Source organism: Salmonella sp. 741265116_PST, assembly GCF_046567715.1.
GTDB classification, from domain to species: Bacteria; Pseudomonadota; Gammaproteobacteria; order Enterobacterales; family Enterobacteriaceae; genus Salmonella; species Salmonella enterica.
In genome coordinates, this window is sequence record NZ_JBKFPH010000012.1 from 37,136 (window position 1) to 63,640 (window position 26,505).

The 26,505-nt window shown below is 52.3% G+C and carries 27 protein-coding genes; 9 read left to right on the forward strand and 18 right to left on the reverse strand.

The genetic code is table 11. The features are described from left to right. Positions 1–39 precede the first annotated feature (39 nt). The gene (gene fabY, locus ACLD11_RS10500) at positions 40–981 is read left to right on the forward strand and encodes a fatty acid biosynthesis protein FabY (RefSeq protein ID WP_001518251.1); all 942 of its coding nucleotides are present in this window, start codon (positions 40–42) and stop codon (positions 979–981) included. A 14-nt stretch (positions 982–995) separates the two neighbouring features. Here the strand turns inward: fabY and ACLD11_RS10505 are convergent, their stop codons facing one another. The 3 genes from ACLD11_RS10505 to ACLD11_RS10515 form a co-directional block, all read right to left on the reverse strand. Then, complete coding sequence (locus ACLD11_RS10505; RefSeq protein WP_001259011.1) at positions 996–1,442, reverse strand: type II toxin-antitoxin system HigA family antitoxin; 447 nt, start codon at positions 1,440–1,442, stop codon at positions 996–998. Next, positions 1,439–1,750 (reverse strand): type II toxin-antitoxin system HigB family toxin, encoded by a 312-nt coding sequence (locus ACLD11_RS10510; protein WP_000558166.1) that lies wholly within the window; start codon positions 1,748–1,750, stop codon positions 1,439–1,441. Before ACLD11_RS10510 ends, ACLD11_RS10505 begins: the two co-directional genes overlap by 4 nt. Before the next feature lie 85 nt (positions 1,751–1,835). Then, a complete protein-coding gene (locus ACLD11_RS10515; protein WP_411014882.1) occupies positions 1,836–2,765 on the reverse strand; it encodes an alpha/beta hydrolase in 930 nt (309 codons plus the stop codon). 217 nt (positions 2,766–2,982) lie between these two features. Here ACLD11_RS10515 and ACLD11_RS10520 point away from each other — a divergent pair, with 217 nt between their 5' ends. Further along, complete coding sequence (locus tag ACLD11_RS10520; RefSeq protein ID WP_001159632.1) at positions 2,983–3,294, forward strand: cytotoxic translational repressor of toxin-antitoxin stability system; 312 nt, start codon at positions 2,983–2,985, stop codon at positions 3,292–3,294. After that, the gene (locus ACLD11_RS10525; RefSeq protein ID WP_000362050.1) at positions 3,295–3,585 is read left to right on the forward strand and encodes a helix-turn-helix domain-containing protein; all 291 of its coding nucleotides are present in this window, start codon (positions 3,295–3,297) and stop codon (positions 3,583–3,585) included. Positions 3,586–3,631: 46 nt separating this feature from the next. On the opposite strand, the gene fdhE is transcribed toward ACLD11_RS10525, so the two are convergent. The 4 genes from fdhE to fdnG are packed head-to-tail and all read right to left on the reverse strand — an operon-like array spanning position 3,632 to position 9,155. After that, complete coding sequence (gene fdhE / locus ACLD11_RS10530) at positions 3,632–4,561, reverse strand: formate dehydrogenase accessory protein FdhE (RefSeq protein WP_000027730.1); 930 nt, start codon at positions 4,559–4,561, stop codon at positions 3,632–3,634. Further along, on the reverse strand, positions 4,558–5,193 hold the full coding sequence (fdoI, locus tag ACLD11_RS10535) for a formate dehydrogenase cytochrome b556 subunit (RefSeq protein WP_000829025.1): 636 nt from the start codon (positions 5,191–5,193) through the stop codon (positions 4,558–4,560). The genes fdhE and fdoI overlap by 4 nt, the downstream gene beginning before the upstream one ends. Next, a complete protein-coding gene (gene fdxH, locus ACLD11_RS10540) occupies positions 5,190–6,092 on the reverse strand; it encodes a formate dehydrogenase subunit beta (protein ID WP_000331361.1) in 903 nt (300 codons plus the stop codon). Before fdxH ends, fdoI begins: the two co-directional genes overlap by 4 nt. A gap of 12 nt (positions 6,093–6,104) precedes the next feature. Then, positions 6,105–9,155, reverse strand: a complete 3,051-nt coding sequence (gene fdnG / locus ACLD11_RS10545; protein WP_411014883.1) for a formate dehydrogenase-N subunit alpha — start codon at positions 9,153–9,155, stop codon at positions 6,105–6,107. 194 nt (positions 9,156–9,349) lie between these two features. On the opposite strand from fdnG, the gene fdhD reads away from it, so the two are divergent. Both fdhD and ACLD11_RS10555 read left to right on the forward strand, forming a co-directional pair. After that, positions 9,350–10,186: a formate dehydrogenase accessory sulfurtransferase FdhD gene (gene fdhD / locus ACLD11_RS10550; RefSeq protein ID WP_001059743.1), complete on the forward strand. Its 837-nt coding sequence runs from the start codon at positions 9,350–9,352 to the stop codon at positions 10,184–10,186. Between the two features lie 192 nt (positions 10,187–10,378). Beyond that, the gene (locus ACLD11_RS10555) at positions 10,379–11,479 is read left to right on the forward strand and encodes a DUF3829 domain-containing protein (RefSeq protein ID WP_411011693.1); all 1,101 of its coding nucleotides are present in this window, start codon (positions 10,379–10,381) and stop codon (positions 11,477–11,479) included. Between the two features lie 355 nt (positions 11,480–11,834). Here the strand turns inward: ACLD11_RS10555 and ACLD11_RS10560 are convergent, their stop codons facing one another. Together ACLD11_RS10560 and ACLD11_RS10565 are read right to left on the reverse strand one after the other, a co-directional pair. Beyond that, entirely contained in the window at positions 11,835–12,158 is a 324-nt protein-coding gene (locus ACLD11_RS10560; protein ID WP_000527677.1) for an AzlD domain-containing protein, read from the reverse strand. Next, the gene (locus tag ACLD11_RS10565) at positions 12,158–12,817 is read right to left on the reverse strand and encodes an AzlC family ABC transporter permease (RefSeq protein ID WP_183060189.1); all 660 of its coding nucleotides are present in this window, start codon (positions 12,815–12,817) and stop codon (positions 12,158–12,160) included. The genes ACLD11_RS10560 and ACLD11_RS10565 overlap by 1 nt, the downstream gene beginning before the upstream one ends. A 100-nt stretch (positions 12,818–12,917) precedes the next feature. Between ACLD11_RS10565 and ACLD11_RS10570 the strand changes: the two genes are divergently transcribed. Next, positions 12,918–13,466, forward strand: coding sequence for a helix-turn-helix domain-containing protein (locus tag ACLD11_RS10570; RefSeq protein WP_001517951.1), 549 nt, complete (start codon positions 12,918–12,920; stop codon positions 13,464–13,466). 87 nt (positions 13,467–13,553) lie between these two features. Here ACLD11_RS10570 and rhaM read toward each other — a convergent pair whose 3' ends face one another. The 5 genes from rhaM to rhaB form a co-directional block, all read right to left on the reverse strand. Beyond that, on the reverse strand, positions 13,554–13,868 hold the full coding sequence (gene rhaM, locus ACLD11_RS10575; RefSeq protein ID WP_411014884.1) for an L-rhamnose mutarotase: 315 nt from the start codon (positions 13,866–13,868) through the stop codon (positions 13,554–13,556). Then, positions 13,865–15,013: a lactaldehyde reductase gene (gene fucO / locus ACLD11_RS10580; protein WP_411011692.1), complete on the reverse strand. Its 1,149-nt coding sequence runs from the start codon at positions 15,011–15,013 to the stop codon at positions 13,865–13,867. Before fucO ends, rhaM begins: the two co-directional genes overlap by 4 nt. 126 nt (positions 15,014–15,139) lie before the next feature. Then, positions 15,140–15,967 (reverse strand): rhamnulose-1-phosphate aldolase, encoded by an 828-nt coding sequence (gene rhaD / locus ACLD11_RS10585; RefSeq protein WP_001179685.1) that lies wholly within the window; start codon positions 15,965–15,967, stop codon positions 15,140–15,142. A gap of 142 nt (positions 15,968–16,109) precedes the next feature. Next, the gene (locus ACLD11_RS10590) at positions 16,110–17,369 is read right to left on the reverse strand and encodes an L-rhamnose isomerase (protein ID WP_000211461.1); all 1,260 of its coding nucleotides are present in this window, start codon (positions 17,367–17,369) and stop codon (positions 16,110–16,112) included. Next, a complete protein-coding gene (gene rhaB / locus ACLD11_RS10595) occupies positions 17,366–18,835 on the reverse strand; it encodes a rhamnulokinase (protein ID WP_411011690.1) in 1,470 nt (489 codons plus the stop codon). The genes ACLD11_RS10590 and rhaB overlap by 4 nt, the downstream gene beginning before the upstream one ends. Positions 18,836–19,122: 287 nt before the next feature. Between rhaB and rhaS the strand changes: the two genes are divergently transcribed. Both rhaS and rhaR read left to right on the forward strand, forming a co-directional pair. Continuing rightward, complete coding sequence (rhaS, locus tag ACLD11_RS10600; RefSeq protein ID WP_000217108.1) at positions 19,123–19,959, forward strand: HTH-type transcriptional activator RhaS; 837 nt, start codon at positions 19,123–19,125, stop codon at positions 19,957–19,959. Positions 19,960–20,111: 152 nt separating this feature from the next. Then, on the forward strand, positions 20,112–20,960 hold the full coding sequence (gene rhaR, locus ACLD11_RS10605; RefSeq protein ID WP_411011689.1) for an HTH-type transcriptional activator RhaR: 849 nt from the start codon (positions 20,112–20,114) through the stop codon (positions 20,958–20,960). On the opposite strand, the gene rhaT is transcribed toward rhaR, so the two are convergent. Further along, positions 20,957–21,991: an L-rhamnose/proton symporter RhaT gene (rhaT, locus tag ACLD11_RS10610; protein ID WP_411011688.1), complete on the reverse strand. Its 1,035-nt coding sequence runs from the start codon at positions 21,989–21,991 to the stop codon at positions 20,957–20,959. The two genes, rhaR and rhaT, sit on opposite strands and share 4 nt — an antisense overlap. 618 nt (positions 21,992–22,609) lie before the next feature. Here rhaT and ACLD11_RS10615 point away from each other — a divergent pair. Next, positions 22,610–23,293, forward strand: a complete 684-nt coding sequence (locus tag ACLD11_RS10615) for an oligogalacturonate-specific porin KdgM family protein (RefSeq protein WP_411011687.1) — start codon at positions 22,610–22,612, stop codon at positions 23,291–23,293. A gap of 157 nt (positions 23,294–23,450) precedes the next feature. On the opposite strand, the gene ACLD11_RS10620 is transcribed toward ACLD11_RS10615, so the two are convergent. Genes ACLD11_RS10620 through ACLD11_RS10630 form a run of 3 tightly spaced genes read right to left on the reverse strand, consistent with a single transcriptional unit; the run spans position 23,451 to position 26,268 of the window. Continuing rightward, positions 23,451–24,758, reverse strand: coding sequence for a TRAP transporter large permease (locus tag ACLD11_RS10620; protein WP_411014885.1), 1,308 nt, complete (start codon positions 24,756–24,758; stop codon positions 23,451–23,453). Next, positions 24,751–25,266, reverse strand: a complete 516-nt coding sequence (locus ACLD11_RS10625; RefSeq protein ID WP_001091413.1) for a TRAP transporter small permease — start codon at positions 25,264–25,266, stop codon at positions 24,751–24,753. Before ACLD11_RS10625 ends, ACLD11_RS10620 begins: the two co-directional genes overlap by 8 nt. Before the next feature lie 18 nt (positions 25,267–25,284). Beyond that, positions 25,285–26,268 (reverse strand): TRAP transporter substrate-binding protein, encoded by a 984-nt coding sequence (locus tag ACLD11_RS10630; RefSeq protein WP_000812816.1) that lies wholly within the window; start codon positions 26,266–26,268, stop codon positions 25,285–25,287. Positions 26,269–26,505: the final 237 nt, after the last annotated feature.

A 26,505-nucleotide genomic window follows, 5' to 3' on the forward strand; every position in this document is an offset into this window, starting at 1 on the left:
CTTCCGGCGTGGCCGCGGATAACAAGAGAGAGTACGGCTATGTATCACCTTCGAGTTCCGCAAACAGAAGAAGAATTAGAACGTTACTACCAGTTTCGCTGGGAGATGCTGCGTAAACCGCTGCACCAGCCGAAAGGGTCGGAACGGGATGGCTGGGATGCGTTGGCGCACCATCAAATGGTGGTGGACGAAGAAGGAAATTTAGTTGCAGTGGGCCGCCTGTATATCAATGCAGATAACGAGGCGTCTATTCGTTTTATGGCTGTACATCCCTCGGTACAGGATAAAGGGCTGGGGACATTAATGGCGATGACCCTGGAGTCTGTTGCCCGCCAGGAAGGCGTTAAGCGCGTCACCTGCAGCGCGCGCGAAGATGCGGTTGAGTTCTTTGCCAAACTCGGATTTGTCAATCAGGGGGAGATTACTACGCCCACAACCACGCCAATCCGCCATTTTCTGATGATTAAACCGGTAGCATCGCTGGATGATATCCTGCATCGCGGTGACTGGTGCGGGCAGCTTCAGCAGGCCTGGTATGAGCACATTCCATTGAGTGAAAAGATGGGGGTGCGCATTCAGCAGTACACCGGGCAAAAATTTATCACCACGATGCCGGAAACCGGTAATCAAAATCCGCATCACACGGTGTTTGCCGGCAGCCTGTTCTCCCTGGCGACGCTGACCGGATGGGGACTTATCTGGCTGATGCTCCGTGAACGCCATCTTGGCGGGACGATTATTCTTGCTGACGCCCATATTCGCTACAGTAAACCGATTAGCGGAAAGCCAAACGCCGTGGCTGATTTGGGGTCGCTAAGCGGTGATTTGGACAGGCTGGCGCGGGGTAAAAAAGCGCGTGTCCAGTTGCAGGTTGAACTGTTGGGCGGCGAGACCGCCGGAGCAATTTTCGAAGGCATTTATATCGTACTACCTGCGAAACCGTTCGGCCCGTATGAAGAGGGCGGGAATGAGGAAGAGTAGCTGGACATCTCCAACTACTCGATGAAGGCATCCGCTGGTAGTTTAAAGCGTTGTGTAAGCGCTTTAATATGATTAACCGTTAGTGCTCTGCGGCCATTTAAGATGTTGCTGACGTTCGATTTAGAACCAAGTTCGTTGGCAAGATCTGCTGCTTTGAGACCGTATTGATCCATGAGCGTTCGCAATACTGAAACGCCAGGGGGCGTTTTCTCCAGGTGTTGGTTGAGTGCTTTGAATTCCGGCGCATGTTTTTCGTATTCACTGATTCGGGCACAGAGCAATTCAAATAGTGGGTTTTCAAGATCGTCGTGGTCGACCAGAAACTCCACTAGCGCTAGTGCCCTGCGATACTCATTGTCATTTCGGTCTTCCCCCATCAGTGGGACGGTTTTTACCGCATCGCTGAAGGTATCAACGATCTTTTTTGCGCTGGTTGCATCCATCTGACGATGCGTTCTCATTCTTTATTACCCCGATAATATGCGGTCAGTTTGTCATATTCGGCATGGGAAACGATATGTTTCACAAATATCTTATGTAACCTGAAATCTATGTAGGAAATGAGTCTCAGGCTGTTACCAGAAACATCAATCACCCACCATTTATCTCTGTACTTAAAATTATCCAGTGAAGGAATATACCGCTTCATCTCTTCAGGCTGAGTGAATGTTTTTTTCTCCAGAACATTCAGCAACTCAGTGAGAGCAAGCTCATGGTTTGGATACATCAGCATCGCTTCATTGAATGGTTTTCGGCTGATAACATGCACAATGTAGTTCCATTACAAAGTTTTCAACCTAAAAACAATTTAGCGCAACGTCATAAAGTTTTCAAGTTGAAAACAAAATTGAATTTTAGGTCATTTTGCCTGTTGATGGACTTACAACACGCCAGGCCACGTCGCGTATTGCGTCCCGCGCCGTCTTGCTCACGCCGCCCAATTGGAAAAAACCGTGGATAACGCCGAGATAGCGCTGGCAAGTACACACCACGCCCTGGTCGTTCAGACGGTGATATAGCGCTTCGCCTTCATCACGCAGTGGGTCGAACTCTGCGGTGAGGATATGCACCGGCGGTAAACCGGCAAAATCTTCACGCCATATCGGACTGGCTTCCGGGTGGCGGAGGTCGGTACCCTGGAGATACATTTCGAAACCCGATAACAGCGTATCGCGGGTGATGATGTAGTCTTGCCCGTTGCTGGCATAGCTGGGGAAACTGGCAGTAGCGTCAAGCATCGGGTAGATCAACAGCAGCTTCGCCGGAGACCAGTGGGCGGTGGATTTCAGGCGTAGCGCGCTGACCAATGCCAGGTGCCCGCCTGCGCTGTCGCCAGCAAGCGTGATATGTTCACGATCGATGCCTAACTGCTCCGCGTATTGATGGACGATATTGGCCCCGCGTTCAGCGTCGTCATGAGCCGCAGGGAAGGTGTGCTCTGGCGCAAGGCGATACTGAATGGCAATCACCTTACAGCCGCTTTTCCAGGCCAGTTGCCGTAGCTGGGGGTCATGAGTTAGAAAGCCGCCGCTAACAAAACAGCCGCCGTGATAGTAGAGGATACAGGGTAGAGAACCGGATGCGTTTGGCGGCGAAACGACGCGAAATGTCATCCCTTCCAGCATGATATCTTCCGAACTCACCCGAATTTCTTTCTCACCCGCCAGCGTCGTGCTGGCAATATAGCCCGCTCTCCGGTCATCAATATTCTGCTCTCGTGAAGAGGGACGGCCCGCGGCGATAAACCCAGCGACCAGTTCGGCAATTCCTTTTTCCAGTGGCATATAACGCTCCTTTGACTGTATGTATGTACAGTTTGTAACCTGGTTCGTTGGGGATGGAAAGTGGTGAAACGAGGGGATGATGATTCTGGATAGAGGTTCGCAAAAAATGGAATGCGGTTGGCGCTGGGTTTTTAATTTTTGTACTGTGAAATGACGATACTATACGCCATTGACGTATAGATTATTTTCACTACTATAAGCTAATGGCGTAGGGAATATGCAATTCATAGAAACGGAACTCTTTACTGAAGATGTTAAAAAACTGCTCGATGATGATGAATACCATAAGCTTCAGGTTTTTATGGCTCAGCATCCAGATTGTGGTGATGTCATTCAGGAAACGGGCGGCCTGAGAAAAATGCGCTGGGGATCGCGAGGCAAAGGAAAGCGTAGTGGCGTGCGAATTATCTATTTTCACCGTAGTCAACGGTATGAGATTCGCTTGCTTCTGATTTATCAAAAAGGCATTAAAGATGATCTCACGCCGCAGGAAAAAGCGGTGCTTCGTATGCTGAATGAGAGGTGGTAGATGGATAAAGTGTTATTTGAGCGATTAACTCAAAGTATGTCTCAAATGAATGAAATCATTGAAGGGACCCGTGAGCCTTCTCGTACCTTTCATATTGATGCAATGAAGATTAAAGAAATACGGCAGGCATCTGGGTTGTCGCAATCTAAGTTTGCAGAACTGATTTCGGTCAACGTGGATACGCTGCGCAACTGGGAGCAAGGAAGACGTTCACCGACAGGGCCAGCCAAAGCATTACTTCGCGCCATTGCCAACGACCCGAGAAACGTTATACAAGCATTGCGTTATTGAGCAATGATCCGGCTAACGTAGATTGCTAGCCGGTATACCAGAGAACTTATTCCCCTTCCCCCGGGAACAGGAACGGGTTGATGGAACTGCGGGCGAAGCCCTCCTGTTCCATGCGCGCGTCCAGCACCAGCGAGGCGAGGTCGTCGGCCACGGCTTCCACTTTCGGGTCTTTTTCCTGATAGAGAATCTTCAGGTAAGTCCCGCAATCGCCGCAGCTTTCGGCTTTCACCGCAGCCTGCTCATTTTCCAGCGACCAGTAGTGTAAGTCACGGCTCTGTTCGCAGTTACTGCATTTTACGCGCACGACATGCCATTCGGTTTCGCACAGGTTACAGTGCAGATAACGCAGCCCCTGCGTGGTGCCGATCTGCACCATGCTGGAGACCGGCATCGAACCGCACACCGGGCAATACTGGCGCGCTTCACCGTATTCCGCGCGGGCTTTGCCTGGAATCAAGCTGGCCATTTGCGCCCAGTAAAGGGAGAGCGCGGCCCAGATAAACGGGGCTTTATCGCTGCTGACGGAGGCAAAATCCGAGGCAAACAGCGCGCTGGCCATCTGCTCCAGCTCCTGCTCTGAGGCTTTCTCCAGGTTCTCAATCACTGCCAGCGCGGGGCCGCTCATCTCGGGTTTTAGCTCGGCAATTAACGAATGCAGCAGTTTTTGCCAGTGCTTATCACGCGGCAACACGTGGATATCCAGCGGCGGCTTGCCCTGGTCGTTCGCTTCTTTAATACGTGCGGTCAGATCCATCTCCAGCGGATGGTCGTACAGCACCACTTCCTGCGCGTGCGCGATAAGCGCGGCAAAGCGCAGGTAATCGCCCAGCGGGTTATTTTCAGCCAGCTCGCGCAGACGTTCGGCGCGGCGGTTGTAGACGTTTTTGAGTCGGGGGAACAATAACGGCGGAATCATATCCGCCGTACGTTTCTCGCTCGACCCCAGCTCATCTTGCGGGATTATGCGAATACTCATTCAGTTTCTTTTTCCGTTGTCTTGCGGACTTCTCGGTACCAGCGCGGGTGATGCTTCTTCGCCCACGACCGGGTTACCCAGCCTTCCACCATCGCGGTAATGGTGCCTTTCACCCAAAGGGCGGCGTAGATATGCACCATGATAACCACAATTAACGCTACTGCGGCAAAAGAATGCAACATTAACGCGAATCGGATCACCGGGATTGAGAAAGCAGGCGCAAAGTACGGACGCCAGATAATTACCCCGCTTACCAGCAGCAGCACCAGGAAGATAATCGCCGCCCAGAATACGCATTTCTGACCGAAGTTATAACGCCCGGTGTCACCCACTTCCTCGTTGACGACGATCTTACGAATATTCTTCGCCCAAAAGATATCATCCCGATTGATTAGATTGTGGTGCCAATAACGGAAAAACATGATGATGAACGAGGCAAACATAACCACGCCCACAAACGGGTGCAGAATTCGCGCCAGTTGTGGGGTGCCCAGGATATGCATCAACCAGTTGAAGGATGGGAATAAAAAGCCCAGCCCGCTCACCGCCGCCAGCACGAAGCAGAAGGCGACGATCCAGTGGTTGATGCGTTCCGGCGCCGTATAGCGCACGATGGTGTCACGTCGTTTCATTTGCGCACCTCGTCTTTCTCTTCATGCAGGTTGTCATCTTCCTCTTCCGCACGGTTCGGGCCGACGCCGACATAGTGGAAGACGCTGGCGGCAAAGGTCGCGGCAAAACCGAACGCGGCGAGCGGTTTCCAGACGCCTTTCCAGAACTTAACGGTTTCGCTGATTTCCGGGTTCTCCGGCAGGCCGTGATACAGATTCGGCTTGTCGGCATGATGCAGCACGTACATGACATGCGTACCGCCTACGCCCGCCGGATCGTACAGACCCGCGTTGTCATAACCACGGGTTTTGAGTTCCGCCACCCGCTCGCCCGCCAGCGTTTTCATATCCTCTTTCGAGCCAAAATGAATGGCGCCGGTTGGACAGGTCTTCACGCAGGCCGGTTCTTGCCCCACGGTCACGCGGTCGACGCAGAGCGTACATTTATAGACGCGGTTGTCTTCCGGGTTGAGGCGCGGGACGTTGAACGGGCAGCCAGCGATACAGTAGCCGCAGCCGATACACTGCTCGGACTGGAAGTCGACAATACCGTTAGCGTACTGAATGATCGCCCCTTCCGCCGGACAGGCCTTCAGGCAGCCGGGATCGGCGCAGTGCATACAGCCATCCTTACGGATCAGCCACTCCAGTTTGTCGTTCTGTTCCACTTCCGAGAAGCGCATCACCGTCCAGGATTTCGCGGTTAAGTCCGCCGGGTTGTCATACACCCCGACGTTATTGCCCACTTCATCACGGATGTCGTTCCACTCGGAGCACGCCACCTGACACGCTTTACAGCCGATACAGGTGGTGACGTCGATGAGTTTCGCCACCTCTTCCTGGTGGTCCCGCGCCTGGGGCGCGGGGGTGAAACCGTTAGTGGCGGAACGACGAATGATGTCTTGCGATTGATAAGCCATAGGTCGTCTCCGTTACACCTTTTCCACGTTCACAAGGAAGGATTTAAACTCCGGCGTTTGCGTGTTCGCATCACCGACGAAAGGCGTTAACGTATTGGCGATAAAGCCTTTTTTCGCCACGCCTTCGTAGCCCCAGTGAATAGGAATACCGATGGTATCGATATCCTTGCCGTCCGCTTTCAGCGTGCGAATACGCTTGGTCACCACCGCTTTGGCTTTGATATAGCCGCGGTTCGAGGAGACCTTCACGGTATCGCCATGAGCGATGCCGAGCTTATTCGCCAGCTTCTCGCCAATTTCCACAAACTGTTCCGGCTGGGCGATAGCGTTAAGCAACGCGTGCTTGGTCCAGTAGTGGAAGTGCTCGGTCAGACGGTAAGTGGTTCCGACATACGGGAACTTATCCGCTTTACCCAGCGCGTCGGCATCGTCTTTAAAGATACGGGCGGCAGGGTTAGAGATAACGTTCGGGTGCAGCGGGTTAGTGCCCAGCGGCGTTTCAAACGGCTCGTAGTGTTCCGGGAACGGCCCTTCCGCCATCTTATCGATAGCAAACAGGCGACCCATCCCTTCCGGCTGCATGATAAACGGTCCGACGTCACTGCCGGGCGCGGCGGCGCTGTAGTCCGGAATATCCCATCCGGCCCATTTTCCGCCTTCCCATTTCAGTAGCTGACGTTTCGGGTCCCAGGGATTACCCTGCGGATCGGCGGAGGCGCGGTTATAGAGGATGCGGCGGTTAAGCGGCCATGCCCATGCCCAGCCCAGCGTGTTGCCGAGACCAGACGGGTCGGCGTTATCGCGACGCGCCATCATGTTGCCTTCCGGCGTCCAGCTACCGGCGAAAATCCAGCAGCCGCTGGACGTCGTACCGTCATCGCGCAGTTGCGCGAACGAACTGAGCTGTTGACCTTTTTTCACCACCACCGCGCCGGTTGTCGGGTCGATAAGATCGGCCAGCGCTTTACCGTTACTTTCCATAGCCACTTCTTCAGAGGCGGGTTCGTATGGTTTGGTGTAGTTCCAGGTCATATTCAGCACCTGTTCCGGGTTGGCGCCGCCCTGTTCAGAGTACATCTTACGCAGGCGTAAGAAGATACCGGCGAGGATTTCGCCGTCGGTCATGGCAATTCCCGGGGCGTCTGCGCCCTTCCAGTGCCACTGTAACCAACGACCGGAGTTAACGATGGAACCATTTTCCTCGGCAAAACAGGTGGAAGGCAGACGGAACACTTCGGTCTGGATTTTTGCGGGATCAACGTCGTTCGACTCACCGTGGTTTTGCCAGAAGGTGGACGTTTCGGTGTTGAGCGGATCGATAGTCACCAGGTACTTCAGTTTGGAAAGCGACGCGACCACTTTGTTTTTGTTCGGGAATGAGGCCACCGGGTTAAAGCCCTGGCAGATATAGCCGTTGACCTTGCCCTGTTTCATCATCTCGAAGTACTGCAGTACATCGTACCCTTTGTCCCACTTCGGTAGCCAGTCAAAGCCCCAGCTATTTTCCGCTGTCGCTTTATCACCAAAGAAGGCCTTCATCATCGAGACGAAGAATTTCGGATAGTTGCCCCAGTAGTTGACCTGATCCTTCAACAATGGCTTCGGCGTATTGGCAGCCAGATAGGTTTGCAGGTCGGTCTGTTTTTCGCTCGGCAGCGTCAGGTAGCCCGGCAGACTTTGCGACAGTAGTCCTAAGTCGGTCAGTCCCTGAATATTGGAGTGACCGCGCAGGGCGTTAACGCCGCCGCCCGCCATCCCCATGTTACCGAGCAGAAGCTGGATCATCGCCATAGTACGGATGTTCTGCGCGCCGATGGAATGCTGCGTCCAGCCCAGCGCGTACAGGAACGACGCGGTTTTATCTTTTGCGCTGGTTTCTGCAATGTACTCGCACACTTTCAGGAAGTCCGCTTTCGGCGTACCGCAGATATTTTCTACCACGTCCGGCGTATAGCGTGAGACATGCTGTTTCAACAGATTCCAGACACAGCGCGGATGTTGCAGTGTCGTATCGCGTTTGGCAAAACCGTTTTCGTCCAGTTCATAGTGCCAACTGGTTTTATCGTACTGCCGCTTATCTGCGTCGTAGCCGGTGAACAGACCATCATCGAAGCCAAAATCTTCACGCACGATCAGGCTGGCATTGGTATAGGCCTCGGTGTATTCACGGTTGTATTTTTCGTTGGTCAGCAGATACAGCATCACGCCTGACAAGAAGGCAATGTCAGTACCAGAGCGTATTGGCGCATAGAAATCGGCCACCGACGCGGTACGCGTAAAGCGCGGATCGATCACAATCAGCTTCGCGCCGTTGTGAATTTTGGCTTCCATCGCCCAGCGGAACCCGACCGGGTGAGCTTCTGCGGCGTTACCGCCCATCACCACGACGAGGTTGGCGTTCTTGATGTCGACCCAGTGGTTGGTCATCGCACCGCGACCAAATGTTGGAGCAAGACTTGCTACCGTTGGTCCGTGTCAGACACGCGCCTGGTTGTCGACCGCGAGCATACCCAGTGCGCGGGAGAATTTTTGCGTTAAATAACCCGTCTCGTTACTGGATGCGGAAGCGCACAGCATCCCGGTGGTGAGCCAGCGGTTAACGGTAACGCCTTCGGCGTTCTGCGCCTGATAGTTGGCGTCGCGATCTTCCTTCATCAGTTTAGCGATGCGGTCAAACGCGTCTTCCCAACTGATCTGTTGCCACTTATCTGAACCCGGCGCGCGGTATTGCGGAAATTTCAGGCGGCTTTCAGAGTGGATAAAGTCCACCAGACCGGCCCCTTTCGGGCACAGCGCGCCACGGCTTACCGGATGATCCGGGTCCCCTTCGATATGGAAAATAGATGCTTTGGCGTTTTTCGCACCGTCGCCGAGGCTGTACATCAACAGCCCGCAGCCAACGGAACAGTAGGTGCAGGTGTTACGGGTTTCGCGGGTGCGCAGCAGTTTATATTGCCGTGTTTCCGCTAGCGCTACGCCGGGCGCGAAGCCCAGTGCCGCCGCCGTGGTGCCTGCCATACCGCCAGCGCAGATCTTAAAGAACTGCCTTCTGCTGACCTGCATGGTTTGCTCCTTGTTTCGACATTGTCACTTCTCTTTCACATTTCTCTATCCGAAACGCTCAGGGAGTGGTTGTTATTTTTCTTTGCGGACGGGCCCGCAAAGGTTCAGAATTGGATAAATTTTCCTCCATCCGGGAGGAGTTGTAACAGAATACCATAATGTTGGTGTGTGTGTTCTTATATGGTTAAAAGAAAGTGAACAATATACTGTCTGAAGAAGTCCTAAATGTGACTGATTTCACAACCTCACGCCAGTTGACTCTCTGGAAACGCGAGGATTTGCAGTCCCCCCAACTTGATGATGTTGCCGAGGAAGTGCCAGTGGCACTGGTGTATAACGGTATTTCGCATGTCGTTATGATGGCTTCTCCGAAAGATCTGACACATTTTGCAATGGGGTTTTCTCTGTCGGAAGGGATCATTGACAGCCCGCGTGAAATCTATGGCATGGACGTTGTGCCGTCCTGTAACGGACTTGAAGTGCAGATCGATCTTTCCAGCCGTCGATTTATGGGGCTGAAAGCGCGTCGTCGCGCGCTGGCCGGACGTACCGGTTGCGGCGTATGTGGCGTGGAACAGCTCAATGACATCGGTAAGCCGGTGCAACCGCTGCCGTTTAGCCAAACGTTTAATCTCGGTAACCTTGATCGCGCGTTAAAACATCTGAATGATTTTCAACCGACGGGTAAGCTGACGGGTTGTACGCACGCTGCGGCGTGGGTCATGCCGTCGGGTGAACTGGCGGGGGGCCATGAAGATGTTGGACGCCACGTTGCGCTGGATAAACTGCTCGGTCGCCGCGCCACGGAGGGTGAGGAATGGCGGCAAGGCGCGGCGCTGGTTTCCAGTCGTGCGAGTTACGAAATGGTGCAGAAGTCGGCGATGTGTGGTGTGGAAATTTTGTTTGCGGTTTCTGCTGCCACTACGCTCGCGGTTGACGTCGCTGAACGGTGTAATCTTACGCTGGTGGGGTTCTGTAAGCCGGGTCGGGCGACCATTTATACCCATCCGCAGCGGTTAATCGCAGACTAAAATAGTACCCTCTACATTTGCGTAAAATATATATTATTAATTTAATATATATTTTATGTAGAATGATGGCATATAAAATATATATTTTCTGGATTTTACAGCTTCTCTTAATAACGGAATCACGTATAGTGGCGAGGCCATATTTTCGTTAAAATAACAGAACCCCAACGTAAATATACAAAAGGCAATTAAATGAAAAGGAATTTATTATCCTCAGCGATAATCATTGCGCTAATGACCCTGGGCGCAACAGGATGTGATGACAATAATGTTAAAACCGAGGCGACGCCGGCCGCCAGCAGTCAGCCTGCGACGCCAGCGCCTTCTCAGACGCCGGAAACGCAATCTGGCGAAAGTCCAGCGCAGCCCCCAGCAGCGAAGCCAGAATCGGCAACTCAGCCCCCGGCGGCGAAGCCAGAAACGCCAGCTCAGCCGGAGGTTGACGCTGAAGAAGTTTATAGTGAAAAAATGGATGTCTATATCGATTGTTTTAATAAACTTCAATTGCCCGTTCAGCACAGTCTGGCGCGTTACGCGGATTGGGTGAAAGACTTTAAAAAAGGTCCGACAGGGAAAGAGAGTCTGGTTTATGGCATTTATGGTATTACGGAGTCTTACATAACGAATTGCCAGAAAGAGATGAAACAGGTGGCCGCCTTAACGCCATTACTTGAGCCTATTGATGGCGTTGCCGTTAGCTATATTGATAGCGCCGCCGCGCTGGGTAATACCATTAACGAAATGGAAAAATATTATACCCAGGAAAACTATAAAGATGATGCCTTTGCTAAAGGTAAGGCGCTGCATCAGACATTACTGAAGAATATCGAGGATTTTAAACCCGTATCGGAAAAATATCATGAGGCTATTCAGGAAATAAATGACAAGCGGCAATTGACACAGTTGAAGAAAATAGAAGAATCGGAAGGTAAAACATTTAACTATTATTCTCTGGCTGTCATGATTTCGGCAAAGCAGATCAACAAAGTTATTTCTGCCGATACCTTTGATGCCGAAGCGATGATGAAAAAAGTCGCGGAGCTGGAAACAATGATTGCGCAATTGAAACAGTCGGATACTGATGGACGGAATTTTCCTTTCGTTAATTCTGCAGCGGATTATCAGCTAAAAGCTAAAAAATATATTCGTCGCATCAGAGACAATGTTCAATATTCTGATTTTGAAAAGAAACGGGTGCAGGACCCTGCAACAGGATGGATGGTTGCGGATTCTTATCCGGCGGCGTTGAGAAGTTATAACGAGATGGTGGATGATTATAATCGCCTGCGTTGAGTGACGGCACATTAACTGCGCGCAGGCTGGCGCAAGTGCCTATAAAATTACGCTATAACGCCAATAAAAAGCGCCGATCAGGCGCTTTTTTCGTTTATGTATTCTTCATCAGGCAATATCCGTAAAAATAGCTGACGTAAACATTAACTAAAGAGAGCTATTAGAAAAACCAGTAATCTGAAGCTATCACAAGATGTTGACGTCACGCTGGAAGGTACTGGTAGTGTCATTGAGGATCGGCATTTATATGGAAAGCATTTATCCCGCCTGATGCGAAAATTCTGAGCCACTTCAGCATAGGGCGGCCCAGCCTTCATCACTTATAGGGTGTCACGTCCAACTGTTCTGTAAGACGTTAATTAATACCCGCCATTCGTAATAACGCGGTCACTACCGCGGCGGCGATAATCACCACAATAAGCGGCATTTTACGCCAGGCTAAAAATACGGCGAAGCCAACCCCAAGAACGCGCGCCATGCCAGCGAAGTGTTCGCCTTCGTAAAAGGTGGTCGCCAGCGCGACGGAGAATAGCAGCACCGTTGCCGCATCCGAGAGCAGCGCCTGTGAGCGCTCAGACAGCGCCAGACGGCTGCCAAGTTTCGCGCCGCCGAGGCGCATCAAATAGGTTCCCGCAGACAAAAGAGCAATACCGATAATAAATAGCGTCATATTGCCCATTATTTTTTCCTTGCCAGTAGGCCAAGCAGCGAAAGCAACACCGGCAATCCGGCCGCCACAAAGGGAACGACGGCAAGCGACAGCGCGGCGCCGCTGCAACCACGAATCAATGTGGTGCGGTTTTTAAACGCCGGGATCACCAGCGCCAGTAAGATTGCCGGGAATACGGCATCCAGACCAATGGTTTCTGGGGCCGGGAGCAGTTTGCCGACACCTGCGCCAATCAGCGTGCCAATCGGCCAGAATAGGGCGACGCCCAGACCGCATAGCCAGTAGGCGGCTTTACGTTGTTCGGGTGTTTTTTGCGACAGGCCGAACACCACGCTCTCATCATTCATGATATGGCAGCCGAAAAAGCTGGCGGCGCGGGAGCCAACCAAATCGCGCACCGTTACGCCAAACGGCACGTGGCGCGCATTCACCAGCAGTCCTGCCGCCGCCGCCGCTAACGGATTGCCGCCGCTGGCAACAATGCCGATAAACATAAATTCGGACGCGCCCGCCAGCACAAAAATAGAGAGGACAAACGGCACCCACAGTGGGAAACCGTAGGCCATCGCCAGTGAGCCATAGGACATGCCGACGACGCCCACGGCCAGGCACACTAAAAATATCGCTTTTATCGTGTCTCCCTTGAGACAGGAAAAATAGTGTTTCATCTTCTTTAGTCATATCGAACGAATTTTCATTATAATGAACGGAACAGATTTGCTTTACAAGACGAACATTTCGTTCGTTATAGTGAACGTTGGATGCTTTATGACACAACCTATTAGCGTCATTGCCAGAAGCCTGGTACGCGAACGCCAGCGAACCGGACTGTCGCTGGCGGAGATTGCGCGGCGCGCAGGCATCGCTAAATCTACGCTTTCACAACTGGAAGCAGGGAACGGCAACCCCAGCCTGGAGACGTTATGGTCGCTATGCGTCGCGCTCGACATTCCCTTTGCCAGGCTGCTGGAGCCGCAGGTACAAAAAACGCAGGTGATTCGCCGCGGAGAGGGCACCAAAGTGGTGGCGGAGCAGGCGCATTATCAGGCGATATTACTGGCGGCGTGTCCGCCCGGCGCGCGGCGTGATATCTATCTGCTGTTGACGCAGCCGGGGGCCGACCGGATCTCTCATCCGCATCCGCCGGGGTCGGTGGAACATATTATTGTTACGCAGGGAAAAGCCCTCGTCGGCTTAACCGAGGCGCCGGAAGAGCTGGCGGAGGGCGATTACATTTGTTATCCCGGCGACCAGGCGCATATCTTTAAAGCGCTGGAACCGGATACTCAGGCTATCCTGGTAGCGGAGCAGAATTGAAATTGCCGGATGGCGGCGTAACCTCCTTATCCGGCCTACAAAAAATAAAACCGTAGGCCCGGTAAGCTTGCGCCACCGGGCAAAGGTTTACGCCAGATAAAACACCTCTTTTAGCTCTGCGCTAACCGGGCTGTTGTCCGGATTCGCGGGCATAACGTCACGCATATGTTTCCACCAACGCTGGCAAACGTCGGTGCTGGCCACGGCATTCCAGCGCTCCTCGGATTCAATCTCAACGGTGGCGAACAGCAGATTGCGCTCCTGATCGAGATAAATCGCGTAGTGATGCGCGCCGTGAGATTTTAATACGGCTTCCAGCTCCGGCCAGATTGGGTTATGACGACGCTGATACTCCTCGTGCGCGTCGGCATTTACCTGCATCACAAAGGCTTTGCGGATCATAACGCCTCCAGGTACAGCTCGCGAACTTCATCGCGGCTGGCGGTGCGCGGGTTACACGGCGCGCACGGGTCGGCGAGGGCTTTATCCAGCCAGCCTTCGATATCTTCTTTTGTGACGCCCAATTTGCTGAAACCGTCTGGAATGCCGACGCGTTTGCTCAGCGTACGGATAGCGTTAATCGCTTCCTGACTTGCGGCTTCGTCAGACATACCGCGCGTCTCCACGCCCATCGCCTGTGCGATGCGGGCAAAACGCGCGACGGCGTTCGGACGGTTAAAGTTCTCGACAATTGGCAGCAGGATAGCGTTGCAGACGCCGTGCGGCAGATTGTGGGTTGCGCCCGGCTGGTGCGCCAGCGCGTGAACCAGCCCCAAACCGGCGCTGTTGAACGCCATACCCGCCAGGTACTGGCCGAATGCCATTTGCTCACGGGCTTCGAGGTTATGACCATCGTCAACCGCTTTCGGTAGCCACACATTGATTAAGCGAATCGCTTCCAGCGCGTTAGCGTCGGTGAGCGGGTGCGCGCCAACGGAGACATAGGCTTCCACCGCATGGGTCAGGGCATCCATGCCGGTTGCGGCGGTCACAGAAGCCGGGATTTCCAGCATGACGCTAGCGTCATCCACGGCAATATCCGGGATGATATTCGGGTCGATGATCACCTCTTTGACCTTACGGGCAGAGTCGATAATCACCGCGTTGCTGGTCATCTCTGCCGCAGTACCTGCCGTAGTATTAATCGCTACCAGCGGTACGCCGGCGTTTTTCACTTTGCCGACGCCGGAGTAGGCGGTAGATGGACCGGGGTTGGCGGTCAGAATTTTCACCGCTTTTGCGGTATCGATCGGGCTGCCGCCGCCGAAGGCGATAATGTAGTCACATTCTGCGCTCTGATACGCCGCAAAACCTTTCTGCACCAGCTCTTCTGTCGGGTTTGGGAACACCTCATCAAACAGGTGGTAAGACATTTGATGTTCATCCAGTGCGCTAAACAGGCTATCCAGCAGGCCCAGCTTTACCAGTTGACCATCGGTAACGATCAGCGCTTTGCCCCATTGCTTATTCGCCACGAGGTTCACCATATCGGCAATCGCTCCAGCGCCATGCAGGCTAATTTTTGGCAGTGCCAACATAAAGCTCATCACTATTCTCCTTAAAAAAATTCCCTGTTGCCCGATGGCGCTACGCTTATCGGGCCTACGGTAAAATGCGCACCGACCTGTAGGCCGGATAAGGCAAAGCCGCATCCGGCGTTGAGTTGGGAGGTATCAGTACAGCGCTACGGCGCTGGCCAGCGGTGTCACGCCAAAACGTTTGCCGAGTGCGACCAGTTCTTCGCGCGTGATGGTCTGCTTCATACCGCCCATCGAATAGATTTTGACTAATACCTCAGCGGATTTCTCTGCGGTATCTATCAAACCGAAGGTTTCATCCAGCGTAGGTCCGCTTCCGAACACGCCGTGGAACGGCCACAGTACCAGCGAATGTTTCTGCATTTCTTGCGCGGTGGCCTGGCCGATTTCATCGGTGCCTGGCACCATCCACGGCAGAATGCCGACACCGTCCGGGAATACCACCAGGCATTCGGTGCTGCCTTCCCACAGTTTGCGGGTGATCAGCGCAGTGTTGTTTTCCAGTACGTAGGTGAGGGCGATCAGGTTAGTCGCATGGCAATGCATAATGACGCGGTCTTTGCCGTGGGTGGCTTTGATGCGTTCGCAGTGGGAGAGGAAATGCGCCGGGAGTTCAGAGGTGGGGACCGCGTCGTGGGTTAAGCCCCACAGAATGTGGTAGCCTGCGCCGTCGCTGTCGATTTTGACCACGCCTAAATTGGCTGCCGGATCGAGCTGCACGTTGCGGAAGAATTTGCCGGAACCGGTAACGATAAACGGCGTATTCGCCAGCAGCGGCATGGGTTGACTTAGCGCGATGTAGCGCGGTTTTTCGTGGAAATTAGCTGCAAAAGGCGCGATATCGGCTTCATCCAGACGCAGCGTCAGGTTACCGCCATTACGTTCGTCCCACCCTTTCAGCCACGCATCAGACGTGGCTTTAATCATGCCCTGGACAAACCAGGAATCGGTAATATTTTGCATGTTCGTGTTCCCATTTATTGCCCGAAGGTTATTCGGGTCTTACGTAGGCCGGATAAGCGCAGCGCCATCCGGCAATCGTGTTTCATTTATTGCCGGATGGCGACGCGGGCGTCTTATCCGGCCTACAGATCAGGTGTCGCTGTCAGCTACGTTTGCTCAGGATCTCTTTTTCGTAGGTGCGAACGCTGTCCAGCCACTGGCTGCCAGCCGGCGTGTCGTGACGCTGGCAATACATTTCCCAGACGGCCTGCCATGGCAGAGATTTTTGCTCTTCCAGCAGCGCCAGACGCGCGGTGTAATCGCCGCTGGCCTCAAGCTGACGCAGTTGATCTGTGGGTTCCAGCAGAGCGCGCAGTAGCGCTTTTTTCATGTTGCGGGTACCGATAACCCACGCGGCGACACGGTTGATAGAGGCATCGAAGAAATCCAGACCGATATGCACACGGTCGAACAGGTTATGACGGACGATCTCGCTGGCAATTGCCTGGGTTTCATCGTCCAGGAGCACCACGTGGTCGCTATCCCAGCGTACCGGGCGGCTGACGTGCAGCAGCAGCCGTGGCACGTAGAGCATGGCGGCGGAAATTTTGTCGGAAATCACTTCAGTGGGATGGAAGTGGCCCGCATCCAGGCACAGCGCGGTCTGACGGCTGGTGGCGTAGCCCATGTAGAACTCATTGGAGCCGACGGTGTAGCTTTCCGCGCCGATGCCAAACAGTTTGCTTTCGACGGCGTCGATGTGGTGCGCCGGGTCGAATTTCTCGCTAATGACCTCATCCAGCGCTTCCAGCAGGCGCTGGCGCGGGGCTAAACGGTCGACGGTAATGTCTTTCATGCCGTCCGGGATCCAGATGTTCATCACCGACGGCGTACCGAGCTGCTCACCAAAGTATGCCGAGACGCGGCGGCTGGCTTTGCAGTGATCGATCCAGAACTGGCGAATTTTCGCGTCTGGATGAGAGAGGGTAAAACCGTCAGCGCTCAGTGGATGAGAAAAACAGGTAGGGTTGAAATCCAGCCCCAGCCGGTTCGCTTTCGCCCACTCCACCCAGTTTTTAAAATGCTCCGGTTTGATCTGGTCGCGGGCAATCGGCGTATCCGACTCAAGATAAATGGCGTGCAGGTTCAGCCGTTTTGGTCCTGGGATCAGACGCAGCGCCTGTTCCAGATCGGCGCGCAGTTCGGTGGCGTTACGCGCTTTGCCCGGATAGTTGCCGGTTGACTGAATTCCGCCCGTCAACGAACCTTCCGGGTTCTCGAATCCGGCAACATCGTCACCCTGCCAGCAGTGCATGGAAACCGGCAGGCGATCGAGCTGGCGCAGCGCCTCCTCGACATCAATACCTACTGCGGCGAAACGTTGTTTTGCCAGTTCCCAGGCTTGTTCCAGTTGAGTGGTCATGCGCAAAGCTCCTTTGTCTGTCGTTTGGGTTGAAACTGCGCAACGTGGCGGGCAATTTCACTATCAGGATTAGGGATATAGGTTGTCAGGTCGTAGTTAGCGCTGACGACCTGACGGAAGTCATCGACGTTGTTTAATTCGTCGAGGGTCATAAGCTGAATACCAATATTGCCAAGGGTGGAGGCTTCAACCGGCCCGGCCATCACGCGAATGCCACATGCATCGGCGCACAACTGGTTGAGTAGCGCGTTTTGGCATCCGCCGCCGACAATATGCAGTTGGGTAAATTTTTCGCCGCGCAGATTTGCCAGTTCGTGCAGAATGTCGGCATACAACAGCGCCAGACTGTCGAAAATGCAGCGCGCCAGTTCGGCATCGCTGACGGGAACGGGCTGGTCGGTCTCGCGACAGGCGGCCTGGATTTCAGCGCGCATATCGTCAGGATTGATAAAGCGATCGTCATTCGGGTTAATCAGGAAACGGCAGGCCGGCAGCGCTTCTGTTTGGGCGATAAGCGCAGGCAGATCGGTAATGCGCCGTTCTTTCAGCACACGCTGGAGCAGCCACAAACCCATAATGTTTTTCAGTACCCGATAACGCCCTTCCGCGCCGCCCTCGTTGGTGATATTGGCAGCCAGCGCCTCGTCAGTGGTGTAGGGCATTTTGCTTTCAAAACCCATCAACGACCAGGTGCCTGAAGACAGGTAAGCGCTATGTTTATTTGCCAGCGGAGAGGCAATAACGGCGCTGGCGGTATCGTGGCTGGCGACGGCTACCACCGGAATACGGTTGCCCTGCGGGCAAATCCAGTCGCCGATAACATTGCCAGGGTGCGAGGGGCGGCCGAACCAGCTCTTTTTCGCGCCAGTCCACGCCAGCAGGGTCTCGTCCCAGTCATCGGTATTGATATTGACCAACTGGGTGGTCGTGGCGTTGGTGTATTCCCAGTTCATTTCACCGGTCAGGCGGTAGCTGAAATAATCGGGCATCAGCAGCGCATGAGCGACCTGCGCCGTTAACTCAGGCTGTTGCTTCGTCAGCGCGCGTAGCTGATAGATGGTGTTAAACGGCAGAAACTGAATCCCGCTGCGGCGATAGATCTCGCTTTTGCCGATCTGGACCCGCGCTTGCGACATGATGCCCGTGGTACGGTTATCGCGGTAGGAGACCGGCAGGCCGACACGCTGACCTTGTTTATCCAGCAGGACATAATCGACGCCCCAGGTGTCGATACCGATGCTGTCGATAAGAATGCCTTCATTGCAGACTTTCTTCAGACCAAGACGGATATCCTTTTCCAGACTGTCGATGTCCCAGGTGTCAAACCCGTCTGTTTTTTGTAGGCAGTTCACAAAACGGTGAATTTCACGTAGCGTCAGGGTACGGTGTTTGCTGTCGTAACGCGCCAGCATCACGCGCCCGCTGGATGCGCCGAGATCAACCGCGACACAATGGCGAAAAGTCATAATCAGGTCCTTCTTAGAGTCATTGCGTACAGTCTAAAAAAGCCCTCAAAGACCTACCTTCTCGTTACTGACAGGAAAATGAGCCGCTGGCAACAAGGCAAAGATGAACGTGATAGCGTTCACAGTTTCTACTAATAGGCCGGTGTGATGTCGTCCGCATTTCCCGCTTTTTCCCGCCTTTTCTTGAAAAAAAGACCATGTTTGCGCGCTTTAGCGTCAAAAATTTAAGGTGAGGCCGATAGCCCTTAATTACTATTCGGACATGTTGAATTCAGGAGGAAGCAACCATGACCGTACTGCATAGCGTGGATTTTTTTCCATCAGGTAAAGCGCCCGTGGCGATTGAACCCCGTCTGCCGCAAGCCGCTTTCCCTGAACATCATCATGATTTTCATGAAATCGTGATTGTGGAACACGGTACGGGCATTCATGTATTCAACGGGCAGCCGTATACCATCAGCGGCGGTACCGTGTGTTTTGTTCGCGATCACGACCGGCATTTATATGAGCATACCGACAACCTATGCCTGACGAATGTACTGTGGCGTTCACCGGATGCCTTCCAGTTCCTGGCGGGGTTGGATCAATTGCTGCCGCAGGAGCAGGATGGTTACTATCCTTCTCACTGGCGGGTGAATCAGAGCGCGTTGCAGCAGGTGCGCCAGTTGGTCGGTCTGATGGAGCGCGCCGGAGACGGCATGGATGCGCCTGCGGTGGCGAATCGCGAAATTTTGTTTATGCAACTACTGGTGTTGTTACGCCGCAGTAGCCTGATGGAAGGCGCGACCAATAACGACGCCAAACTCAACCAACTGATGGCATGGCTGGAAGACCATTTTGCGGAGGAGGTCTGCTGGGAGGCGGTAGCTGAACAGTTTTCGCTGTCGCTACGCACGCTGCATCGTCAGCTTAAACAGCATACCGGGCTGACGCCGCAACGTTACCTTAATCGCCTGCGTTTGATCAAAGCCCGGCATTTATTGCGCCATAGCGATCATAGCGTGACAGAAATTGCGTACCGCTGCGGTTTTGGCGACAGTAACCACTTTTCGACTCTGTTTCGCCGAGAATTTAACTGGTCGCCGCGGGATATCCGTCAGGGACGCGATGCGATAATCCAGTAACGCGAACGCTATCAACGTTTTCGTCGCCAATATGCTGATAATTATACCCTTTAATACCGGATGGCGGCTGCGCCTTACCTGGCCTACGGCGGCGAGCGGTAGACAGAATAAGCGTAGCGCCATCCGGCAAGCATTCAACATGAGGTGCTGCGGTGGCAAATCAGTTAATCCTTTTGAAAAAAGATTTTTTTACTGATGAGCAGCAGGCCGTTACGGTTGCCGATCGCTATCCACAGGATGTTTTTGCGGAACATACGCATGAGTTTTGTGAACTGGTGATGGTCTGGCGGGGCAATGGCCTACACGTTCTTAATGAGCGCCCATACAGAATTACCCGCGGCGATCTGTTTTACATTCGTGCTGAAGACAAACACTCCTATACCTCCGTTAACGATCTGGTGCTGCAAAATATTATTTACTGCCCGGAGCGTTTGAAACTCAATGTAAACTGGCAGGCGATGATTCCCGGCTTTCAGGGAGCGGAGTGGCATCCTCACTGGCGGCTGGGCAGTATGGGAATGAATCAGGCGCGGCAGGTCATTAACCAGCTTGAACATGAGAATAATGGACGCGATCCGCTGGCGAATGAGATGGCGGAATTGCTGTTTGGTCAACTGGTGATGACGTTAAAACGGCATCGCTACGCGACCGACGATCTTCCGGCAACCTCCAGAGAAACCCTGTTGGATAAATTAATTACCGCTTTGGCTAATAGCCTTGAGCGTCCCTTTGCGCTGGATGCGTTTTGCCAGCAGGAACAATGCAGCGAACGGGTGCTGCGGCAGCAGTTTCGCGCCCAAACCGGGATGACGATTAATCAATATTTACGCCAGGTCCGTATTTGCCACGCGCAGTATCTGCTTCAGCATAGCCCGCTGATGATTAGCGAGATTTCGATGCAGTGCGGTTTTGAAGATAGTAATTATTTTTCAGTGGTGTTCACGCGGGAAACCGGGATGACGCCGAGCCAATGGCGTCATCTCAGTAATCAAAGCGATTAACTGGCCATGCCTAAACCGACAATATTCGCCGCGATAATAATTACCACGCAGCCGAGGCTTAATACGGCAACGGGACGGCGGCCAGCATTTTTCCACTCTTTTAGCACCAGACCGACAAGCCCCCCGCACAGCACATAGAAGCTCATGTGCAGCATCCAGCTCATGTAGTCATATTGCGCGGGAATGCGCGCGTGACCCCAGGCATAGAAAAAGAACTGTAAATACCACATCAGACCGCCAAGCGCGGACAGCAGAATATTGCTGATAATCAACGGTCTTGCCAGCGAGAAGTCGGCTTTTATCGACAGATTTTGCACTTTTGCCAGGCGGATAAAACAGAAACCGAGGTTCACCAGCGCGCCGCCGCCCATAATCACCACGTAACTCGGCAGCGCGACATAGAGCGGGTCAACGCCAAGCGCGGCAGCAGCTTCATGCATCGGTTTCGCGGCGTTCATGGCAAAAGACATCCCCGCCGAGAAAATACCGCACATCACGGCCAGCAGAAGCCCTTTCTTCAGATTGAACTCCTCCGCTTTAATGCCCATTTTGCGTTCTTTTAACTGTCCGGCGCGCGTCACAATCCCGACGCCGATCAGCGCGACAAAAACGCCAAGTAGCGTCATGCGTCCCCCTTCGGTATGAATTAACACATCGAAGTTACCGTTGATGATGGGCGTCATCAGCGTGCCGACGATAAGCGTAATGCCGATAGCGATGCCGATACCCATCGACATCCCGAGATAACGCATGGTCAGACCGTAATTAATATTGCCGATGCCCCACATGGCGCCGAACAGAAAAACCGGTAAAAGGGTGGAGAGGTCAAACTGTCCATAATAGGCCCAGAAATCAGGCAGTAACAGAGCGCTAACTGTCCACGGCAGAATAAGCCAGGAGACAATGCCGCCCACTGACCACATGGTTTCCCATGACCACTGTTTCACTTGCTTGAACGGGGCATAGAAGCAGGCTGCACTGGCCGCCCCTATCAAATGCCAGAAAATACCCATCGTAATCGCGTTACTCATGACATGTTCCTCATTATTTTTTATGGCCGGGATACCCCTTCCGTTTGCATGAGTTTAAAAATTACGCAGTCTGGTAACCTTATAACGATTGCCGCCGTTGGGTGTATTCTGGCAATCAGCACGTTAATGAAGTGATTAACTTCACGTTTTAAAAAAGTCGGAGCGCATCGTGACCGTCTGGATGTTATTTAAATCAGTGGGTAATATTGGTTTTCTAAAATACCTTCATCATAACGACACGAAACGACTTAGCTGGCAGCAATGCAAAGAAAACGCTGCGTGAGCTCACATAATGGGAATAGTCTGACTTACCGTTTGATAAAAGGGTAGTTATACAGTAATTATTTAGTTGTTTTATTTGTATTTACAATTTAAATATATTGAAATTAACGTTAGGAATCAATGAAATATAAATATAAGGAAATCCCTATATTGGCTTTGTTGATGGTGTTTTGATTTTTATGTTATATGGCGAATATAAATTTCATTTATTTTATTTTGCTTTTTGAACATTATCCCAATTTTAAATTAAAGATCTTTGCCTATATTGTCGCCATTCACATTGCGTATTATGGTTGTGATGGTCTGACATGAAACAACGTTTTAATTTTAAATTAAATGGATCCTGTTATGAGAAAATCTCTTTTCTTACTATTACCTCTTGTTGTAACAAATGCGCATGCAGTATATGTCGATGTTCGTCATGAATATCTTGACGACAGTAAAGCTAACTATGACCGTGCGTATATTTCTCATCGTTTTGCGAATGGTTTTGGTTTTGCGATAGAAGCTATCTCAAAATCAGGCGGGGATGACACCAATAAAGCGTTTAATGACCTGGAAACACAGGGTAACGAATATACGATAAGCTACCAATTTAAAACGGGTGATGTCGCCTGGCAACCGGGTTTTGTGCTGGAAACAGGCGATGGTTACTCTACCTATAAGCCTTACTTCCGCGCGACGTGGACATTAAATGAAAGCTGGTGGGTTGGTGCGCGCTATCGTTTTGAATATGTACGCCGTTCTTCTGATATCCGGGATGATGATACCATCAATCGTATGGATGTCTGGGCAGGTTATAAATGGAACAACTTTGACTGGACAATTGAAGGGATTTATAAGAAAGCCGATAAATATGATCTTTACGATGGCGGCAAAGATAATTATGAATATAACTTCAGAACTGCCTATATTATTGACCAATGGTCGCCATTCGTTGAGGTAGGTAATGTTTCCGTCAATAGCAACAGCGATGAAAGACAAACCCGTTTCCGCGTGGGTATAGGCTACACATTCTAATCATTATCCCTGTTTATTATTTATTCTCTTTTCCGGCTACTTTATAGGTAGCCGGTTTTTTTTACCTGGTGATGACCTGCGGATAATTATTATCGCGCGTTGGCCGGATAAGACGCGAATCGCCATCCGGCAACGAGATGCGCAGGAAACTATGCGCTTACATGATGCCCAGTAGACGGGGTAAAAACAGTGTGATTTCCGGAATGTAGGTAATTAATAACAGAACGCCGATAATCGCGCCGTAAAAAGGCAGCAACGGTTTAATCACTTCCTCAACTTTGACCTTACCGACGCTCGCCCCGACATATAAACCACTGCCAACTGGCGGCGTAATGGTGCCAATCGCCAGGTTATAGATCATGATAATGCCGAAATGCACCGGATCGACGCCCAGTTTAGCCATGATCGGCAGCAGAATTGGCGTAAAAATCAGAATGGCCGGACCGATATCCATAAATGCGCCGATAATCAACAAAAAGACGGTAATGACTAACAGGATAACCAGTTTATTGGCGGAAATACCGAGGATCATATCGCTCAGCGCCGCAGGAATATTGGTGATCGACATCGAGAAGGACATCGCCGAAGAGGTTGCCAGCAGGAACATGATGACCCCGGTCATTACCACTGTCTGGAGCAAAATCGAAGGCAAATCCTTAATTTTCAGCGTGCGGTAAAACACCATCGTCAGCAATAACGTATACACCACGGCAATCGCGGAGGCTTCAATGGCGGTGAAAATCCCCTGCACAATGCCGCCGACAATAATCACGATCAGTAACAGGCTGGGAATGGCCTCAACGGCAACTTTTAGCGCCATGCCTTTTTGGACGGTGAAGAAAACCCGATAATTTCGACGCTTAGCGACCACCAGCGTGACCAGCATACAGCCAACGCCCCACAGCACACCCGCAACCAGACCGCCGGCGAACAGAGCGGCAATCGATGTTCCCCCGCTTGCCAGCGCATAAAGGATAAAAGCCGTGGTGGGTGGAATTAACATTCCCGTCGGCGCGGAGGCGATATTCACCGCGGCCGCAAAGCCGCGATCGTAACCTTCGCGCGCGCTCATCGGCACCATCACGCCGCCGATGGAGGTTGAGGCGGCAATTGCCGATCCGGAAATTGCACCAAACATCATATTGCCGACGATGTTGGTGTAAGAGAGCGAGCCGGGCAGTTTGCCAGTAAACAGTTTGGCAAAATTGACCAGCCGGGCGGCAATTCCCCCGCTATTCATGATCACCCCGGACAAAACGAAGAACGGCACGGCCAGCAAGGCAAAACTGTCCAGGCTGGAGAACATTTTTTGCGCGGTGGCGAACATCGAAATATCGAAAGGCAGTACCAGCATCATGGTGCTGAAAGAGGCGATAACGATGCAGATCCCGATAGGCGCGCCCATGGCCAGTAAAACAACAAAGACGGAAATTAGCGTACAGGACGCAAAAATAGGGTCAATCATGTGATTTCTCCAGAGTGTGCTCAGTGGTATCCGTGGCGGAATGGATAGCTTTCAGGGCGTCAACGATATTCAGCAGCCCATAGAGGATGATCAGTACGCCCGCGCAGGGGAGCGCGTAATAAATTTTTCCCATCGGAATGCCCAGCGCAGGGGAGATTTGCAGCATAGAAATCGCAGAAATCTTTAAGCCGCCGATAATCAATACCCAAATGGAAAACGCGATAAAAATGACCTGCAGGATAATATCCCACCAGCCGCGAATCGTCGGCGACACCTTATCCAGTAAGAGAGTCAGACTGATATGCTGTTTCTGACCGGCGACAAAAGCCATGCCCAGCATTGATACCCACACCAGGAGAAATCGCAGCATCTCTTCGGTAAGGGTGCTGGGAACGCCCAGAATGTAGCGGCTCACCACCTGCCAGCAGGCGATGCCAACCATTATCGCCAGCACCAGGCAACAGATAGCGCCCAGCAATAAATCAAGTCCTTTTCTGAATGTGTTCATCTTAATTTCCTGATTAGATTAATTTTTTGCTGTCTGGATACGTTGATACAGCCCGTAAAGCCGCGGTTTGTTTTTCAGACCGTCGTAAATAGGCTGTACCGCCTTCTGGAAGGGCTTTTTGTCGATCTCGTAGAATTCAACGTTGAAATCTTTTACCGCCGCCAGCCTGGTTTTCTCTATTTCCTTGTCCCATGCGGCTTTCTCAAATTCGATCGACGCCTTGATGGCGGCTTCGACGATGCGTTGCTGTTCCGGCGTCAGCTTTTCCAGCGTGAGGGTACTCATTAGCAGGATATCGGGAATGCGGGTGTGCATATCGTAGGTGTAATAACGGGCGACTTCGCCGTGGCGGGCGATGGTGAGAGCGAACTCATTGTTTTCCGCACCGTCGAGAATGCCTTGTTGTAACGAGGTATAGACCTCCGCCTGGCTCATGGCGATGGGCGAAGCGCCCAGCAGTTTGAGGGTTTGGATCGCCGTCTCACTCTGCATGACGCGGATCTTCTTCCCGCGTAAATCCTCAATGCGTTTAACCGGCGCTTTGCTCATATAAAAATTACGCGCGCCGGAATCATACCAGCCTACGCCGACAAACCCCTGTGCGGCGGTGGACTGATAAACAGGCTCCATCACCTGTGGGTTATCCATTACGCGGTAGTATTCATCGACGGTGGCAAACAGGTAGGGAAGTGAGAACACGCCGTACTCAGGCGAAAAACTCTCCATCAGCCCGGACGACACTTTAGTGATGTCGACGACGCCGACCTGCGTCAACTCCACCAGTTCGCGCTCGCCGCCAAGCTGTCCGTCCGGGAAGTACTGTACTTTGATATCGCCGCCCGTTTTCTCTTCAACTTGCTGCCCCAGGAAGTGCAACGCATCTTTTACCGGCTGGCTATTTTCAGCGTAGGCCAGGCGCAAAATGGTTTCGCCGTGGGAGAAGAAAGAGAGTGTGGAGAGTAAGGCCAACGTAGCCAGACGTATAAAACCAGGTTGCTTCATAATTCCCTCGCAATTGTAATAATTTACCGGGAATGTAATTGCATGGTGAAATTATAACCTTCTTGATTTTGCCACCGCTGACAAAAATTGGCACCAAAAGAAAGATTTTGAAACCCTGTTTCACATTTCATGATTTCCAGGAATTCATCAACAGGCGGTTTCGGTTGGAGGCGTAAAAAACGATTTTTTTCAGCGGATGCCGTAACGTTTATAACCCTGGAAAAAGTACGGCATTGA